Origin of the sequence: Streptomyces sp. SudanB52_2052 (assembly GCF_964272415.1) — a bacterium.
In the GTDB taxonomy this organism is placed as follows: Bacteria; Actinomycetota; Actinomycetes; order Streptomycetales; family Streptomycetaceae; genus Streptomyces; species Streptomyces olindensis.
Genome location: NZ_OZ186796.1, coordinates 4,897,241 through 4,912,222, shown reverse-complemented (window position 1 = coordinate 4,912,222; position 14,982 = coordinate 4,897,241). Strand labels below are relative to the sequence as shown.

The following is a 14,982-nucleotide window of genomic DNA, read 5'->3' as shown; positions in this document are numbered from 1 at the left end:
GGTGCACCGCCGCAAGGAGCCTCCCGACCAAGGGCGGCTCCGTCATGAGCCGCCCAGGACGGTGGCTCGCAGACCGGAGACCTCAATGGATATATCGACAGAGAACAAGCCCGCTCCGCCCACACCACAGCCGTCCCAGACCGAGCAGAAGCGCGCCGCGCGCGGCGCCACCCGCCCCGGGGACCGCGTCTTCCTCGCCCTCTCCCGCGGGTCCGGCATCTTCCTGCTGGTCGTCATGGCGGCCATCGCCGTCTTCCTGACCCTGCGCGCCGTCAACGCGATCAGCAAGGACGAGGCGAACTTCTTCACCACCTTCGAGTGGAACCCGACCGGCGACCCGCCGGTCTTCGGCATCGCCGTCCTGGCCTTCGGCACGGTCGTGTCGTCGATCATCGCGCTGGCCATCGCGGTGCCCATCTCCATCGGCATCGCCCTGTTCATCACGCACTACGCCCCGCGCAAGCTCGGCGGCCCCATCGCGTACGTGATCGACCTGCTCGCCGCCGTACCGTCCATCGTCTACGGCCTGTGGGGCGCCCTCGTCCTCGTGCCGAACCTGGACGGCCTGTACGGCTGGCTGGACCAGTACCTCGGCTGGACCGGCATCTTCGAGTGGAACGGCGGCGCGCCCCGCTCCCTGTTCACCGTCGGCATCCTGCTCGCGATCATGATCCTGCCGATCATCACGAACGTGAGCCGTGAGATCTTCCGCCAGGTCCCGCAGATGCACGAGGAGGCGGCCCTGGCCCTCGGCGCCACGCGCTGGGAGGTCATCCGCATGTCCGTCCTCCCCTACGGCCGCTCCGGCATCATCTCCGCCTCGATGCTCGGCCTCGGCCGCGCGCTCGGCGAGACGATGGCGGTCGCCATGGTCCTGTCGCCGATCATGGACATCAACGCCAGCCTGCTCGACCCGGGCGGCGGCACCTTCGCCCAGAACATCGCCAGCAAGTTCAACGAGGCCACCGAGAACGGCCGTGACGCGCTGATCGCCTCCGGTCTGGTGCTCTTCGTCATCACACTGCTGGTCAATGGCACCGCCCGACTCATCATCGAGCGGCGCAAGGAGTTCTCGGGGGCCAACGCATGAGCAACGCAACTCTCTCCGCCAAGCGCCCGAGCAGCCTCAAGGGCGCCACGCTGCCCAAGTGGTTCTCCTGGGCGGTCGCCGCGGGCTCCATCGCCCTCGGCCTCGGCATCAGCACGGCCGCCGGGCTGGGCAGCAACATCCAGTGGGCGCTGATCGCCGCGTTGCTGTTCGTCCTCGGGTCGTACGGCATCTCCGCGCGCGTCGAGGGACGCCGCCAGGCCAAGGACCGTGTGGCCACCAGCCTGATCTGGGTCGCTTTCCTGCTCGCCGTCATCCCGCTGGCCTCGCTCATCTACGCGACGGTCAAGCGCGGCGTCAAGGTCCTCGACGGCTACTTCCTCAGCCACTCGATGGGCGTGATCGCCGACACCGAGCCCGGCGGCGGCATCTACCACGCCATCCTCGGCACCCTGGAGCAGGTCGGCATCGCCACCGTGATCTCCGTGCCGATCGGTGTGCTGACCGCCATCTACCTGGTCGAGTACGGCCGCGGCAAGCTCGCCAAGGCCATCACCTTCTTCGTCGACGTCATGACGGGTATCCCGTCGATCGTCGCGGGTCTGTTCATCCTGAGCCTGTGGATCATCATCCTGGGCATGGGCTACTCCGGCTTCGCCGGCTCGATGGCCCTGTCCATCCTGATGCTGCCGGTCGTCGTCCGCTCCACCGAGGAGATGCTCAAGCTCGTCCCGAACGAGCTGCGCGAGGCCTCGCTGGCGCTGGGCGTGCCCAAGTGGCGCACCATTCTGAAGGTGGTTCTGCCGACCTCCATCGGCGGTATCACCACCGGTGTGATGCTCGCGATCGCCCGTATCACCGGTGAGACCGCTCCGCTGCTGCTGGTGGTGTGGGTGACGAACTTCATCAACGCCAACCCGTTCAAGGATCCGCAGGCGTCCCTGCCGGTGTACATCTACCTGCAGTTCGCGAACAGTGGCGGTCAGGGCCCGGCGTACGACCGCGCCTGGGCGGCGGCTCTGGTGCTCATCGCCTTCATCATGATCCTCAACCTGGTGGCCCGGGGCATCGCCCGCTGGAAGGCCCCGAAGACGGGCCGCTAGCCCGTAAATGTGCGGCTACCGCCGCGTGTGGCCGATCAGCGACCCGAACCCCCGAAAGAAGCAGTGATTCACATGGCCAAGCGCATTGATATCAGCGGCCTCAACGCCTACTACGGTTCCTTCCTGGCCGTCGAGGACATCTCGATGACCATCCAGCCCCGGTCCGTGACCGCCTTCATCGGCCCGTCCGGCTGCGGCAAGTCCACCTTCCTGCGCACCCTGAACCGGATGCACGAGGTCACGCCGGGCGGCCGCGTCGAGGGCAAGGTCCTGCTCGATGACGAGAACCTCTACGGCGCCGGTATCGACCCGGTGGCCGTGCGGCGCGAGGTCGGCATGGTCTTCCAGCGGCCGAACCCCTTCCCCACCATGTCGGTGTACGACAACGTCGCGGCGGGCCTGAGGCTCAACGGTTCGTACAAGAAGTCCGAGCTGGACGACGTCGTGGAGAAGTCGCTCAAGGGCGCGAACCTCTGGAACGAGGTCAAGGACCGCCTCAACAAGCCCGGCTCGGGTCTGTCGGGTGGTCAGCAGCAGCGTCTGTGCATCGCGCGGGCGATCGCGGTGGAGCCGAACGTCCTGCTCATGGACGAGCCCTGCTCGGCCCTGGACCCGATCTCCACCCTGGCGATCGAGGACCTGATCGGCGAGCTGAAGGAGCGCTTCACGATCGTCATCGTGACGCACAACATGCAGCAGGCGGCGCGGGTCTCCGACCGCACGGCGTTCTTCAACCTCGCGGCGGTCGGCCAGCCCGGCAAGCTCATCGAGATCGACGACACGGAGCGCATCTTCTCCAACCCGTCGGTCCAGGCCACGGAGGACTACATCTCCGGCCGCTTCGGCTGATCGGTCCGACTCCGCCGAGACTCCTCGCGGTGCTGCATGGCGGTGCCACCGCGAGGCCGAAAAAGGGCCCGCCCCTGGCTCCCGGGGGCGGGCCTGTTCGTGTACTCCGGACGCCTACAGGAACGCCAGGTTCACGATCCCGAACGAGGCGGCGGCCACCAGCGCGGCGGCCGGCATCGTGATGAACCACCCCAGGATGATGTTCTTGGCGACGCCCCACCGCACGGCGTTCACACGCTTGGTGGCCCCCACGCCCATGATCGCCGACGTGATGACGTGGGTCGTGGAGATGGGCGCCTTGAACAGGAACGCGGTGGCGAACATGATCGACGCCCCCGTCGTCTCGGCCGCGAACCCCTGCGGCGGGTCCAGCTCGATGATCTTCCGCCCCAGCGTCCGCATGATCCGCCAGCCGCCGGCGTACGTCCCCAGCGACAGCATCACCGCACAGGCGACCTTCACCCACACCGGGATCGGGTCGCCGTAGTCCTCGACATCCGCGATGACGAGCGCCATCACGACGATGCCCATGGTCTTCTGCGCGTCCTGCAGACCGTGCCCCAGCGCCATGCCGGCCGCCGAGACGGTCTGGGCTATGCGGAACCCGCGCTTGGCCTTGTGCGGGTTGGCCTTCCGGAACATCCACATGATGGCGGTCATCACCAGGTAACCGGCCAGCAGACCGACCACCGGGGAGATGAACATGGGGATGACGACCTTCTCCAGCACTCCGTGCCAGTAGACCGTCGTGCCGCCGGCCAGCGCCGCCCCCACCATGCCGCCGAACAGCGCGTGCGAGGAGGACGAGGGCAGCCCGAAGTACCAGGTGATGAGGTTCCAGACGATCGCGCCCACCAGCGCGGCGAAGAGGATCCCCATCCCCTTCGACCCGACGGGCGTCTGGATCAGCCCCTCACTGACGGTCTTGGCGACCCCGGACCCCATGAAGGCACCGGCGAGGTTCATCACCGCGGCCATCGCCAGCGCGGCCTTCGGCGTCAGCGCCCGCGTCGACACGGACGTGGCGATGGCGTTCGCCGAGTCGTGGAAGCCGTTGGTGTACGTGAAGAAGAGCGCGACCCCGATGGTCACGACCAGAGCGAAGGTGTCCATGAAGGGCTCAGGACTCCTTGACGGCGATGGTCTCCACCGTGTTCGCCACGTGCTCGAACGCGTCCGCCGCTTCCTCCAGCACGTCCACGATCTGCTTGAGCTTCAGGACCTCGATGGCGTCGTACTTGCCGTTGAAGAGGTGCGCCAGCAGCTTGCGGTGGATCTGGTCGGCCTGGTTCTCCAGCCGGTTGACCTCGATCCAGTACTCGGTGAGGTTCTCCATGGTGCGCAGGTGCGGCATCGCTTCGGCCGTCAGTTCGGCAGCGCGCGCCAGGACCTCGATCTGCTGGTCGACGCCCTTGGGCAGTTCCTCGACGTTGTAGAGGACGACCAGGTCGACGGCCTCCTCCATGAAGTCCATGATGTCGTCGAGGGACGACGCGAGGGAGTAGATGTCCTCGCGGTCGAACGGCGTGATGAACGAGGAGTTCAGCTGGTGGAAGATCGCGTGCGTGGCGTCGTCACCTGCGTGTTCCGCTGCCCGCATACGCTCTGCGATCTCGGCCCGGGCGGAAGCGTCCGCCCCGAGCAGTTCCATCAGGAGTTTCGAGCCCGTGACGATGTTGTCCGCGGAGGCGGCGAACATGTCGTAGAAGCTCGTCTCCCTGGGGGTCAGACGAAAGCGCACGTGGGGTCCTCGGGGTGCTTCGGTTTCGGTCAGGCTGATGCTAGGCGCATCATCCGGCCACGGCTATCGGGCCGCCCACCAGTGTCGCCCATCAGGCACAGTGATGAGCACGGGGGCGGTCCAGGGGCAGGATCCAGCCGTTCCGTACGCCTGTGTACGGCATCGGCCAAGGGGCGTATACCCAGTAAAGTTCGGTACCATATACCTACTAGGGGTATATGTCGGCTCACTGCCCAGGAGGACGCGATGACGACCACCAAGGCCGGCGCGGGAGCGCCCTCCGACGGCACGGATGTCGCGAACGTCACGGAAGTCACCACCGCTGCGGACGTCGTGACCGATCACGACCACGGCGTGCACGGGTACCACAAGCAGAAGGACGAACACCTCAAACGCCTGCGCCGCATCGAGGGCCAGATCCGCGGCCTGCAACGCATGGTCGACGAGGACGTCTACTGCATCGACATACTCACGCAGGTCTCCGCCTCCACCAAGGCCCTGCAGTCCTTCGCCCTGCAGCTGCTGGAGGAGCATTTGCGCCACTGCGTCGCCGACGCGGCCCTCAAGGGTGGTGACGAGATCGACGCGAAGGTGAAGGAGGCGACCCAGGCGATCGCCCGCATGCTGCGGACGTGAGCACGGCCCCGGTTCAGCTTCCGGAGGTGGCCCGTTCCTCGGCCACTTTCAGCACCTCGTCGATGCTCTCCAGGCTGAGCCGCTCCTGGGCGGCCGAGGCCGCGATGATCAGCTCTCCGCACAGCTCGATCTCGGCGAGGGCCACGTGGTCCTGAACTGCCGTACCGCCGACCGGAGCCACGTGCATCACCTCATCTCTGCCGTTACCGACTTCCTAGAGTAGGGAGCGGCCTACACACCGCGCATGGCACGGACGGGCTAGTTCGCGCCGGTCACTCCTCGGCGATCTTGCCCGCGTAGATGTCGCCGTCGTCCGGCAGCCGCACGCGCACCGAGGCCCCGAAATCGTAGAGCAGGGTGGTCGAGGCGACGGCGACGGGGCTCTTCTGCTGCCCGTTCAGGAAGCTGAACCGGTGGCGGACCTTGCGGATGCGCCCCTCGTCGTCGAGGTAGGCGTCGAACGGCACTTCGGCCGTGGCGAACCCTTTCGCCGCCGCGCCCAGGGACTCCGCGTTGCCGTCGGAGGCGCGCCGGGCGGCGTCGCCGAGGTCGGCCGTGCCCCGGTAGTGCCGCACCCCGGTGCCCGCGACCTCGGTGCGACCCAGGTACGTCGCCGACCTCGTGCCGCGCAGCACCTCGGCAGCGGCGTACGGGTCGGTGGCCCCGCCGGTGACGAGGTTCCCGTCGGACAGGGTCCGCGTGTCCACCCGCACCCACTTGTCCGGGGGCACACCGGCGCCCCGGTTCTTCATGAACAGGGCACCCGGCGCGAGCAGTTCGGTGATGGGCCGGCGCTCGGCGGCCCCCGCGGGATCCTGCGGCAGCAGCACCTTCAGCTGCCCGAGCCGCTTGCGGTAGTCGTAGACCCCCGCTCCCCGGATGGTCACCCGGGTCCCACCGGCGGCCATCTCCATCGACGTACGGGCCTTCGAACTCCCCGCGTCCACCAGCCGGTCGGCGGCCCGGCGCAGCACGAGGACCGCGTCCCCGCCGCGGGAGTCCCCGGCGACCGCGTCTCCTCCGGAGCACCCGCCCGCTCCCAGTACCGCACCGGCCACGGCCCCGGCCGCGGCGAGTGCCGCACCCGTCCGCCTGTGCCGCCGTTCCCGCTGCCGCCCAGTCATCGCCTGCCTACCCCCAGCCGGTACGTCCGTCACGGGCCCCCGTGTTGTTCCGGTTAACGACGGGTATGTGCCCTCGTCACGCCGGCGCGCCGCCACCGCCATACGAAGCCTTTACCTGCGCTGGGTAACGTGGTCGCCGTGGCGCAGCAGGACGGGCTGGAACCTCCCCCCAACCTCCCGGAACACCGCACGACGACAACAGAGATGGGCCACTTCTGCATGGCCCGCTGCACCTGCGGCTGGCGCGGCCCGGCGAGACGGGCCCGAAGCCAGGCCCGCTCGGACGCGGAGCAGCACGAGGGGCTCGCCTAAGGTGTGTTCGCATCGCGTGGAACCCCGGACCCCACCACCCCGTCTCCCCCGACGGAACCACCGGGAGGCCCCATGGAACGGCGTACATTCCTCGCGGTCGGCACGGCGGGCATCGCCGCGGCCGCCGCCCCCCTCACCACCGCCTGCACGGCGTCGGACACCCACTCCACGGCCACGGCCGCCGCCACGACCACGCGCACACGCGGCGCGGCCGCCGACTGGTCCGCCCTCGCCCGCGATCTCGACGGGCCCCTCGTCCGCCCCGGCGACAGCAGTTGGGCGACGGCCCGGCAGCTGTACAACACCCGCTTCGACACCCTGAAGCCCGCCGCCGTCGCCTACGTGGCCCACCCGGACGACATCCGCACGGCCCTGTCCTACGCCCGCGGCCACGCCCTGCGCGTGGCGATCCGCAACGGCGGCCACTCCTACGCCGGCTGGTCCTCCGGCAACGGCCGCCTGATCATCGACGTCTCCAAGCTCAACCGCGTCCGCGCCTCCGGTACCACCGCGGTGATCGGCGCCGGTGCCAAACTCATCGACGTCTACCGCGCCCTGGCCGCGAAGGGCGTCACGATCCCCGCCGGCTCCTGCCCCACCGTCGGCGTCTCCGGCCTCACCCTCGGCGGCGGACACGGCGTGGTCTCCCGGGCCTACGGCCTGACCTGCGACAGTCTCACCCAGGCCACCCTGATCACCGCCGACGGCAAGCAGCTCACCGCGAACGCCCGCGACCACAAGGACCTCTTCTGGGCCCTGCGCGGCGCCGGCAACGGCAACTTCGGCGTCGTCACGGAACTGCACTTCAAGACCCACCCGGCCCCGCAGGGCGTCTCGGCCTACCTGTCCTGGCCCTGGTCGAAGGGGGCCGCGGTGGTGAAGGCCTGGCAGGAGTGGGGCCCCGCACAGCCCGACGAGATCTGGTCGTCCCTGCACCTGGCGAGCGCCGCCGGCGGCACCCCGACCGTCTCGGTCGCGGCCTTCTCCCTCGGCACTTACGGCGACCTGAAGAACGCCGTCGACCGCCTGGCCGACCGCGTCGGCGCCCCGGCCCGCAGCGTCTCCCTCAAGCGCCGCTCGTACGAGGAGTCGATGGAGGTGTACGCCGGCTGCTCCTCGTTCCCGACGGACGCGCAGTGCCACCTGCCCGGCTCGACCCCCGGCCGCTCCCCGAAGGGCGCGCTGGGCCGCGAGACCTACGCCGCGGCGTCGGACTTCTTCGACCGCTCCCTGTCCACGGCCGGAATCCGCGCCCTGCTGGCCCAGATCGGCGCGGTCCGCGGCGGCACGGGCAGCATCGCGCTCACCGCCCTCGGCGGAGCGGTCAACCGCGTCCCGCCGACCTCCACGGCGTTCGTGCACCGCCGCTCCCGCATGCTGGCCCAGTACATCGCCTCCTGGCGCCCGGGCACGAGCGGCGCCACGGCCCGCGACTGGCTGGCCGCCGCCCACAGGTCGATGCGGCCCCACGCCTCGGGCGCGGCCTACCAGAACTACACGGACCCCACGCTGACCGACTGGCGCAAGGCGTACTACGGCGACGCGGCGACCCGCCTGGCCAAGCTGAAGAACCAGTACGACCCGACGCGCTTCTTCACCTACCCGCAAGCCCTCTGAGGCCGCCCGAAGCGTTACGCGGCGAGGTCCCGCTCGGACGCCCCGGACTGCTCACTGCGCGCCCCGGGGATCACCGTGTCCTGGTCCACCGGTCCTCTTCCCCGGGCCCGGATCAGCCACCCCGCGCGCGGCGACCGCTCGATCGCCGTCGTCACCGGCGTCAGCAGGGCCATGGCCGGCGGCGACAGCAGCAGGGCCACGGCCGTTCCCAGCGCGAACCCGCCCACGACGTCCGTCGGGTAGTGCACGCCCATGTAGACGCGGATGAAACCGCCGAACAGCGCCAGCACGAGCCCGATCAGCCCGAACCTGCGGTTGGCGACGAACAGGCCGACCGCCAGCGCCATGACGATCGTCGCGTGGTCGCTGACGAAGGAGTAGTCGGTCTTGCCCTTGACGAGCACCTCGAGCCCCTGGTGGTCGAGGAACGGCCGGGGCCGCTCCACGAATCCCCGTATCGGCACGTTCACCAGCACGGCGATGCCCGCCGCCAGCGGCGCCCAGATCAGGGCCGCGACGGTGGACGCGGCGTCCTCGTCCCCGCGCCGCCGCACCGACCACCAGCACCACACGACGAGCAGGACGATGGCGAGCAGCAGCCCGTACTCACCGACGTACTCCATGACGCGGTCGAACCACGCCGGCGCGTCCTTGGCCAGGCCATTGATGTCGTAGAGCAGGTCGACGTCGGGGTTCGACCCGGATTCGGCGAGTCCAGCCATGGTGCTGCGGCCCCTTCGTCGTCTCTCCCGGCGCACCTGTGCGTGCGCCGTTCCTGCCACCCCCGTGGTTGTAGATCCGCTTCCGCTGCACACGTGCGTGACACGTGCCCAGTGACGTCTGCTCGGCTACGTCACCAGGAACGCATGGTCCCCGTTGATACGTTCCACACTCCACCGAATGATCACGCAGACGTTATCGAAGAGAGACACGTCTTCGCAGCTCAGGGGGTGGGTTCACACTCGGTTCACACCGTCGTGGGCAGTGCTTTCGCGCCATCTTCGGTGACTCGGGTGGCTCCGAAGTAGTCGGGGGTGTCGATCGGGTCGAACCGGATGACCGCGCCCGTCCGCGGCGCGTCGATCATGTACCCACCTCCGACATAAATGCCGACATGCCGGATGGCACGCGAATTGGTGAGGTCGTCCGAGAAGAACACGAGGTCGCCCGGCAGCAGTTCGTCCCGGGAGGGGTGTGGTCCGGCGTTGTACTGGTCGTTGGCGACGCGCGGGAGCGTGATGCCCACGCTCTTGTACGCGGCCTGGGTCAGACCCGAGCAGTCGAAGCGTCCGCCCTGCTCAGGGGTACCGGTGCCGCCCCAGAGGTAGAGCGTGCCGAGCTTCTTCTGCGCGTACTCGATCGCGCCGGCGGCCTGCTCGGAGGGGTCGACCCGCCCGACGGGCGCCGCGAAGCTCTTCGAGAGGGTGGTGATCCTCTTCACGTAGTTCTGCGTCTCGTTGTACGGCGGCACGCCCCCGTACTTGATCACCGCGTACGCCCCCGCGTTGTACGCGGCCAGCATGTTTTCGGTCAGATTCCCGCCGACCTTCTTCACGTACGACGCGAGTTCGCAGTCGTAGGAGGCGGCCGAGGGGATCGCGTCCTTCGGGTCCCACACATCCCGGTCGCCGTCGCCGTCGCCGTCGATGCCGTGGGAGGCCCAGGTGCCGGGGATGAACTGCGCTATGCCCTGCGCGGCGGCGTGGCTCTGTGCCTTCGGGTTGAAGCCGCTCTCCTGGTAGAGCTGGGCGGCCAGCAGGGCCGGGCTGATGGCGGGGCAGAGATTGCCCCATTTCTGCACAAGAGCCGCGTACGCGGCGGGCACCGACCCCTTGGCCAGCGTTTTCGCCCCGCCGCCCACGCCGTTGACCAGGTTCCCGGCGACGACGTAGACCCCGACGACGAGCAGCATCACGAAGGCCAGGGCGGAGCTGATCGCAACGCTCGCCACGATCCACGCCTTACGCACTGTCAACCGCCCCTCACCGACCGGGAGTCCGTCGCCTGGTCAGTGTAGAGGCGGCCACCGGGCTCCGGAATGATCACGGAGAGGAAGTCGGGGACGGAAGGAGGAACGGGCCACGGCACGGGCGGCACGACGGGGGCACGACCGGAGCGGACGGCACGGCGGTGGCACGACCGGAGCGGGCGGCGCAGGGCGGGCGTCACGGATCGCCCGCCGCCTCCCGGTACAGCCGCTCCGCCTCCGCGCCGAGCACCACGCTGTAGGAGACGCCCGGGGTCGCACCGCCCTCGTCGTGCCCGCCGAGGACGCCGACGACCTGCCCGTTCCCGTTCACCCAGGGGCTGCCGCTGGTGCCGCCGCTGAAGCCGGGGCACGCGACGCGCTGCTGGGTGGCACTGTGCGCGACCGGCTTGTCGGTGCAGCTGACGGGCGTCTCACGGGAGTTGGGATACCCGGTGACGGTCACCGCGGTGGCGCCCGTCGCCGTACCGGTCGTGAACGCGTTCCCGCCGACGACGTCCTGGACCTCTCTGCCGTCCCGCGGGGCGACCACGAGGAACCCGACGTCGCTGTCCTCGTGCCGCCCGTGGACCCACCCCGCCGGCAGGAACCGCCGCTTCACCTTCCACACGCCGTAGGGCGCGCGGCCGTCCCGGTACCCCGGCACGAAGACCAGGCCGCCGTCCCCGCCCAGGCAGTGCGCCGCGGTGACGACCAGGTTCCGGTGCGGCGCGGCCACCACCGACGCCGTGCAGAAGTGCCCGCCGGCCAACCGCCCCGCCCGCGCGGCGGGGACGAGCACCCCGACCCGGGCGTTCCCCGCGGCGACGGTCACCCGGAAGGGCCCGAGCCCGTCGTCGGCGGTCGCGGTGGACGCGGAGACGAGTGCGACGAGGAGCACGGCGACGGCCAGGACGCGCTTCATCGCAGGGACTGTGCCCGACGAAGGTGAGAAGAGCGTCAGACGCGGGTCTGTTCGTCCCGCGCGAGGGGGAAGGAGGTCCCCGTCAGCTCCTCCGACACCCGCCACAGCCGACGGGCCGTCAGCGGGTCGCTGGCCGCGCGGGAACGGCCCACCAGGGTCGGGGCGCCGCGCAGCTCGCCGAGGCCGTCGGGGCCGACGTAGCTCGCGCCGGGCAGGTCCTGGGTGACGGCGTAGAGGGTGGGGAGGGCGCCGGCCTTGTCGTCCTGGGCGAAGAACCGGTTGCCGAGGCGCATGAGGGCGCGTGCCGCCGGGTGGGCCGCGTGGCTCTGGAGGTTGGTGGCCGCGTAGCCGGGGTGGGCGGCCAGGGCGCGGACCGTCGAGCCCGCCTCCGTCAGCCGGCGCTGGAGTTCGAGCGTGAACAGGAGGTTGGCCAGCTTGGACTGGGCGTAGGCGCGCTGCGGGGTGTAGTGCGACGTCATGTCCAGGTCGTCGAAGGCGATCCGCGCGCCGCCCCAGCGGTGGGCGCCCGAGGAGACGGTGACCACGCGGTCGGTGAGGTGCGGCAGCAGCAGGTTCGTCAGGGCGAAGTGCCCGAGGTGGTTCGTGCCGAACTGCATCTCGAAGCCGTCCTTGGTGCGCTGCCTCGGCAGCATCATCACACCGGCGTTGTTGACGAGGACGTGCAGCGGCTCCCGCCAGGCCTCCGCGAAGGCCCGTACGGAGGACAGGTCCGCGAGGTCCAGCCGGCGCACCTCGGTGCTGCCGTGCACGGTGGCCGCCGCGGCCCGGCCGCGCTCCGGGTCCCGGACGGCGAGGACGACGTGCGCCCCCGCGCGGGCCAGCGCGTCGGTCGCCGTGAGGCCGATGCCGCTGTTGGCACCGGTGACGACGACGGTCCGCCCGGTGAGGTCGGGGAGGCGGCGCGCGCTCCACGCGGCGCTGCTCTTGCTGTCCGTTGTCTCAGCCATGCACCGAATGTAGACGCCGCCAACAATGCTGTCAATGACAACAATGCTGGCGGCGCCAACAATGATGACGTCGTCAACATCGGGATACGATGTGCGCATGCCGGAGAGCCGCCCCTACCACCACGGAGACCTGCGCTCCACCCTGCTCGCGGGTGCCGAGCGCACCCTGCGGGAGAAGGGGGTGGGCGCGCTCTCGCTGCGCGAACTGGCCCGTGAGGCCGGCGTGAGCCACGCGGCCCCCGGCCGCCACTTCAAGGACAAGCAGGCCCTGCTCAACGCCCTCGCGCTGGCCGGGTACGACCGGCTGGGCCAGTCCCTGGAGGGCGCCGACGACCCCGCCCTCCCCCTGGAACAGCGGCTCACCGGCCTCGCCCGGGCCTATCTCGCCTTCGCGATCGACAACGCCGAGTTGCTGGAGCTGATGTACGCCCGCAAGCACGAGCCGGACGCCTCGGAGCAGATGGCGGCGGCCGTCGACCGAACGGTGGGCTCACTCGAGCGGGTCATCGCCGACGCCCAGAAGCGCGGCGAGATCGTCGCGGGCGACCCGCAGCACCTCACCCTGCTGACCGGCGCCACCCTCCAGGGCATCGCCTCCTTCGCGGCGGGCGGCATGCTCGCGCCCGGGACGGCCCTCGACGGCATCGACGAACTGGTCCACCTCCTCCTGCACGGCCTCAAGCCCCGCTGATTCCGGGCCCCTTGGGCCGAGCCGATCCGCCCCTCCTCCTCCCCCCGGGTCAAGCCGCAGCCATTCGCCGGCCATCGGCCCGTCATCGGCCGGTATGCACCGCACCCCTTTCAGTAAGGCGGAAGTCAGGATTCCGAAACCCGCCTTGTTGTCACGTACCCAACAAGCGATCGTCGTCGCGGGTCGCCGCCCCCGCCGGGAACCACACCGGCGGAACCCCACCCGCAGGCCTCTGTCCACCACTGCCAGGAGGCTGTACCTTGCGCACGACACCCACCGACTCCGCCGCCGGCCGCCGCAGATGGCGCCGCATCGGCTCCGCCGTCACCGCCACCGCCGCCCTCCTCCTCACCGGCCTCGCCACCGCCGCCCACGCGGACACCGCCCGGGCGAGCGCCCCCCAGGTCACCTGGACCCGCTCCTGCGCCCTCCCCCGCCACCAGGGCGAGATGGCCTGCAACGCCCTGCGCGTCACGGGCGGCCGCACCGCCTTCCAGCAGCAGCACGGCATCTCCGCCAAGGCCGCCGACGCCACCAGCCCCTCCGGCTACGGCCCCGCCGACCTGCGCGCCGCCTACGGCCTGACCTCCGCCTCCGCGAACAACGGCACCGGCCGGACCATCGCCATCGTCGACGCCTACGACGACCCGAACGCCGAGTCGGACCTCGCCGCCTACCGCTCGCACTACGGCCTGCCCGCCTGCACCACCGCGAACGGCTGCTTCAGGAAGGTCGGCCAGACCGGCTCCACCACCTCCCTGCCCGCCCCCAACAGCGGCTGGGCCGCCGAGATCTCCCTCGACCTGGACATGGCCGGCGCGGTCTGCCCGAACTGCCACATCACCCTCGTCGAGGCCAAGTCCGCCACCATGACCAACCTCGGCACGGCCGTCAACGAGGCCGTCGCCCTGGGCGCGAAGTACGTCTCCAACAGTTACGGCGGCGGCGAGTCCTCCGCCGACGCGACGTACGACTCCACCTACTTCAACCACCCCGGCGTCGCCATCACCGTCAGCGCGGGCGACGCGGGCTACGGCGCCGAGTACCCGGCGGCGTCGAAGTACGTGACGGCCGTGGGCGGCACCAGGCTCACCACCTCCTCCACCACCCGCGGCTGGACCGAGAGCGTCTGGTCGACCAGCAGCACCGAGGGCACCGGCTCCGGCTGCTCCGCCTACGACAGCAAGCCCGCCTGGCAGACCGACACCGGCTGCGCCAGGCGCACCATCGCCGACGTCTCGGCCGTCGCCGACCCGGCGACCGGCGTCTCCGTCTACGACACCTACGGCGCCGACGGCCAGGGCTGGGCCACCTACGGCGGCACCAGCGCCTCCGCCCCGATCATCGCGAGCGTCTACGCCCTCGCGGGCACCCCGTCCAGCGGCTCCTACCCGGCCGCGTTCCCCTACGCGAACACCTCCGCCCTGAACGACGTCACCAGCGGCAGCAACGGAACCTGCGCCACCAGCTACTTCTGCACCGCCCGGACGGGCTACGACGGCCCGACCGGCTGGGGCACCCCCCAGGGACTCGGCGCCTTCACCGGCTGACACCCACCACCTCGTGACGGACCGTCACCGAGGAACACCGCCGAGGGCCGTGGGGGCCCGAGGCGGGCAGGGGAGGAACGGGCCGCGGCAACCCAGCCGCGGCCCGTTCGCCGTGCCGGGTAGCCTTCACCCGGGGAACACCGGCGCGACCACTCACCCGACCAGCCGTCAGAAACCGCACGGAAAAGTGAGAAAAATCGCAAGAGGGCACAACGACGGAACCGCACCCCAGGTTTCGCTCAGGCCTCATTGCCCGGCGTGACCTGTCGTGATACACAGAGTGACCATACGATCCTTCGTGCACCGTCCGTCGCCTCCCTTAGGGGCCGGCGCCGAACGGTGGCAAGGTATTCGTACGAAACCCGCCAATCAATGACGCCAAGTCGACATACGACAGCGTCATTGTCGGCGAGAATGAGGCCTGACCTCTGCACGACCGCAGAGGATGCGGA

At 70.2% G+C, this 14,982-nt stretch carries 16 protein-coding genes; 8 read left to right on the top strand and 8 right to left on the bottom strand.

What is annotated here, in order from left to right:
- Positions 1-85: 85 nt before the first annotated feature.
- The 3 genes from pstC to pstB all read left to right on the top strand — a co-directional run bounded on the left by pstC (position 86) and on the right by pstB (position 3,000).
- Entirely contained in the window at positions 86-1,090 is a 1,005-nt protein-coding gene (pstC, locus tag ACSUPV_RS21780; RefSeq protein ID WP_031112985.1) for a phosphate ABC transporter permease subunit PstC, read from the top strand.
- Positions 1,087-2,151 (top strand): phosphate ABC transporter permease PstA, encoded by a 1,065-nt coding sequence (gene pstA / locus ACSUPV_RS21775; RefSeq protein ID WP_037759307.1) that lies wholly within the window; start codon positions 1,087-1,089, stop codon positions 2,149-2,151. Before pstC ends, pstA begins: the two co-directional genes overlap by 4 nt.
- Before the next feature lie 72 nt (positions 2,152-2,223).
- Positions 2,224-3,000: a phosphate ABC transporter ATP-binding protein PstB gene (gene pstB / locus ACSUPV_RS21770; protein ID WP_436948251.1), complete on the top strand. Its 777-nt coding sequence runs from the start codon at positions 2,224-2,226 to the stop codon at positions 2,998-3,000.
- 114 nt (positions 3,001-3,114) lie between these two features.
- Here the strand turns inward: pstB and ACSUPV_RS21765 are convergent, their stop codons facing one another.
- Positions 3,115-4,113, bottom strand: a complete 999-nt coding sequence (locus ACSUPV_RS21765; protein ID WP_031112990.1) for an inorganic phosphate transporter — start codon at positions 4,111-4,113, stop codon at positions 3,115-3,117.
- 7 nt (positions 4,114-4,120) lie between these two features.
- Complete coding sequence (locus ACSUPV_RS21760) at positions 4,121-4,741, bottom strand: DUF47 domain-containing protein (protein WP_010036288.1); 621 nt, start codon at positions 4,739-4,741, stop codon at positions 4,121-4,123.
- A 246-nt stretch (positions 4,742-4,987) separates the two neighbouring features.
- Here ACSUPV_RS21760 and ACSUPV_RS21755 point away from each other — a divergent pair, with 246 nt between their 5' ends.
- Complete coding sequence (locus tag ACSUPV_RS21755) at positions 4,988-5,377, top strand: metal-sensitive transcriptional regulator (RefSeq protein WP_031112991.1); 390 nt, start codon at positions 4,988-4,990, stop codon at positions 5,375-5,377.
- A 13-nt stretch (positions 5,378-5,390) separates the two neighbouring features.
- On the opposite strand, the gene ACSUPV_RS21750 is transcribed toward ACSUPV_RS21755, so the two are convergent.
- Entirely contained in the window at positions 5,391-5,558 is a 168-nt protein-coding gene (locus tag ACSUPV_RS21750; protein ID WP_359789755.1) for a hypothetical protein, read from the bottom strand.
- 91 nt (positions 5,559-5,649) lie between these two features.
- Positions 5,650-6,501, bottom strand: coding sequence for a hypothetical protein (locus ACSUPV_RS21745; protein WP_031112992.1), 852 nt, complete (start codon positions 6,499-6,501; stop codon positions 5,650-5,652).
- A 138-nt stretch (positions 6,502-6,639) separates the two neighbouring features.
- Between ACSUPV_RS21745 and ACSUPV_RS21740 the strand changes: the two genes are divergently transcribed.
- Both ACSUPV_RS21740 and ACSUPV_RS21735 read left to right on the top strand, forming a co-directional pair.
- A complete protein-coding gene (locus ACSUPV_RS21740) occupies positions 6,640-6,813 on the top strand; it encodes a hypothetical protein (RefSeq protein ID WP_436948248.1) in 174 nt (57 codons plus the stop codon).
- A 72-nt stretch (positions 6,814-6,885) separates the two neighbouring features.
- Complete coding sequence (locus tag ACSUPV_RS21735) at positions 6,886-8,430, top strand: FAD-binding oxidoreductase (RefSeq protein ID WP_436948246.1); 1,545 nt, start codon at positions 6,886-6,888, stop codon at positions 8,428-8,430.
- A 14-nt stretch (positions 8,431-8,444) separates the two neighbouring features.
- Here the strand turns inward: ACSUPV_RS21735 and ACSUPV_RS21730 are convergent, their stop codons facing one another.
- The 4 genes from ACSUPV_RS21730 to ACSUPV_RS21715 form a co-directional block, all read right to left on the bottom strand.
- Complete coding sequence (locus ACSUPV_RS21730; RefSeq protein WP_031112994.1) at positions 8,445-9,152, bottom strand: phosphatase PAP2 family protein; 708 nt, start codon at positions 9,150-9,152, stop codon at positions 8,445-8,447.
- 245 nt (positions 9,153-9,397) lie between these two features.
- Positions 9,398-10,399 carry a bifunctional lytic transglycosylase/C40 family peptidase gene (locus ACSUPV_RS21725; RefSeq protein WP_031112995.1) on the bottom strand — a complete coding sequence of 334 codons (1,002 nt, stop codon included), beginning with the start codon at positions 10,397-10,399 and terminating at the stop codon, positions 9,398-9,400.
- A gap of 196 nt (positions 10,400-10,595) precedes the next feature.
- Positions 10,596-11,321 (bottom strand): trypsin-like serine peptidase, encoded by a 726-nt coding sequence (locus tag ACSUPV_RS21720; RefSeq protein WP_037759299.1) that lies wholly within the window; start codon positions 11,319-11,321, stop codon positions 10,596-10,598.
- A gap of 35 nt (positions 11,322-11,356) precedes the next feature.
- Positions 11,357-12,289: an oxidoreductase gene (locus tag ACSUPV_RS21715; RefSeq protein WP_436948244.1), complete on the bottom strand. Its 933-nt coding sequence runs from the start codon at positions 12,287-12,289 to the stop codon at positions 11,357-11,359.
- A gap of 97 nt (positions 12,290-12,386) precedes the next feature.
- Between ACSUPV_RS21715 and ACSUPV_RS21710 the strand changes: the two genes are divergently transcribed.
- Entirely contained in the window at positions 12,387-12,980 is a 594-nt protein-coding gene (locus ACSUPV_RS21710; RefSeq protein WP_382617968.1) for a TetR/AcrR family transcriptional regulator, read from the top strand.
- 260 nt (positions 12,981-13,240) lie between these two features.
- Positions 13,241-14,530 (top strand): S53 family peptidase, encoded by a 1,290-nt coding sequence (locus ACSUPV_RS21705; protein WP_436948242.1) that lies wholly within the window; start codon positions 13,241-13,243, stop codon positions 14,528-14,530.
- Positions 14,531-14,982 lie beyond the last annotated feature (452 nt).